The sequence below is a fragment of the Achromobacter sp. genome (assembly GCF_049647645.1).
Classification (GTDB): Bacteria; Pseudomonadota; Gammaproteobacteria; order Burkholderiales; family Burkholderiaceae_B; genus Achromobacter.
The window spans coordinates 1-1,544 of sequence record NZ_JBARYB010000095.1; the positions used below are offsets into that span (position 1 = coordinate 1).

General features: G+C 61.1%; 2 protein-coding genes. Both read left to right on the forward strand.

Going from position 1 to position 1,544, the window contains the following annotated elements; all coding sequences use genetic code 11:
* The coding region (locus tag WBB14_RS11620) for an AMP-binding protein (RefSeq protein WP_424239943.1) at positions 1-846 on the forward strand (846 nt) is incomplete at its 5' end.
* 179 nt (positions 847-1,025) lie between these two features.
* On the forward strand, positions 1,026-1,544 hold a 519-nt coding region (gene paaA / locus WBB14_RS11625; protein WP_424239944.1), incomplete at its 3' end, for a 1,2-phenylacetyl-CoA epoxidase subunit PaaA.

Consider the following 1,544-nt stretch of genomic DNA (forward strand, 5'->3'; position numbering starts at 1 on the left):
GAACGCCTGGGCTGCACGGTGATCCCGATGTCCGGCGGGCAGACCGAAAAGCAGGTGCAACTGCTCAAGGACTTCCAGCCGGACATCATCATGGTCACGCCCTCCTACATGCTCAATATCGCCGACGAGATCGAACGCCAGGGGCTCGACCCGCACACACTGGCCCTGCGCCTGGGGATCTTCGGCGCCGAGCCCTGGACCGACGAACTGCGCAGCGCCATCGAGCAGCGCCTGGGTATCGCCGCCCTGGACATCTACGGCCTGTCGGAGATCATCGGCCCCGGGGTGGCCATGGAGTGCGCTGAAACCCGCGACGGCCCGACCCTCTGGGAGGACCACTTCTACCCCGAGATCATTGATCCGGCGAGCGGCCAAGTGTTGCCCGATGGCGAGATGGGCGAACTGGTGCTCACCTCCCTGAGCAAGGAGGCCCTGCCGATGATCCGCTACCGCACCCGCGACCTCACCCGCCTGCTGCCGGGCACGTCGCGCCCCATGCGGCGCATCGACAAGATCACCGGGCGCAGCGACGACATGCTGATCATTCGCGGAGTCAACGTGTTTCCCACCCAGGTGGAAGAGCAAGTGCTGAAAGTCGCTCAATTGGCGCCCTGCTACGAGATCCACCTGTATCGCCACGGCAACCTCGACAGCGTCGACATCCACGTCGAGCTCAAGGGCGCGCAGCCGCCGCTGAATGACGAACAGCAACGCATGATCTGCAGCGAGCTGAGTCGCCACATCAAGACCCATATCGGCATCAGTTCACGTATCGTTTTACAACCCGCATTCAGCATCAAGCGCTCGGAAGGCAAGGCCTGCCGAGTCATCGACAAGCGACGCTGAGCCCATGAAAAGTCAAAGCCCTGCAATCGCGGGGCTTTTTTTCGCCGGCCCAATAGCGCGACATGGCAAAGCGATACAGAAAATAATTACGACACTATTTTTTGTGTTTGATATTTATTTATGTATCACATATAAACACCTGCACGCCCATTCACACCTTCAAGCCCGGGAGACAGCGCATGTACGCACAACTGGTAGAAACAGGGGTCAAGCGCATCAAGCCGCACTCGGAAATGTCCGAACAGGAACGCGCCTTCCAGGAAAAGATCGACGGGGAAATCAAGATCGAGGCCAAGAACTGGATGCCCGAGGCGTACCGGCAGACGCTGATCCGGCAAATCTCCCAGCATGCCCACTCGGAAATCGTCGGCATGCTGCCTGAGGGCAACTGGGTCACCCGCGCCCCGACCCTCAAGCGCAAGCTGCAACTGATGGCCAAGATCCAGGACGAAGCCGGCCACGGCCTGTACCTGTACAGCGCCATGGAAACCCTGGGCGCCGACCGCGACGAAGAAGTCGCCAAACTGCACAGCGGCCGCGCCAAGTACTCGAGCATCTTCAACTACCCGACCCTGAACTGGGCCGACATGGGTGCGGTGGGCTGGCTGGTGGACGGCGCCGCCATCGTCAATCAAGTGCTGCTGCAGCGCACCTCCTACGGCCCCTACGCCCGGGCCATGGTGCGCATCTGCAAGGAA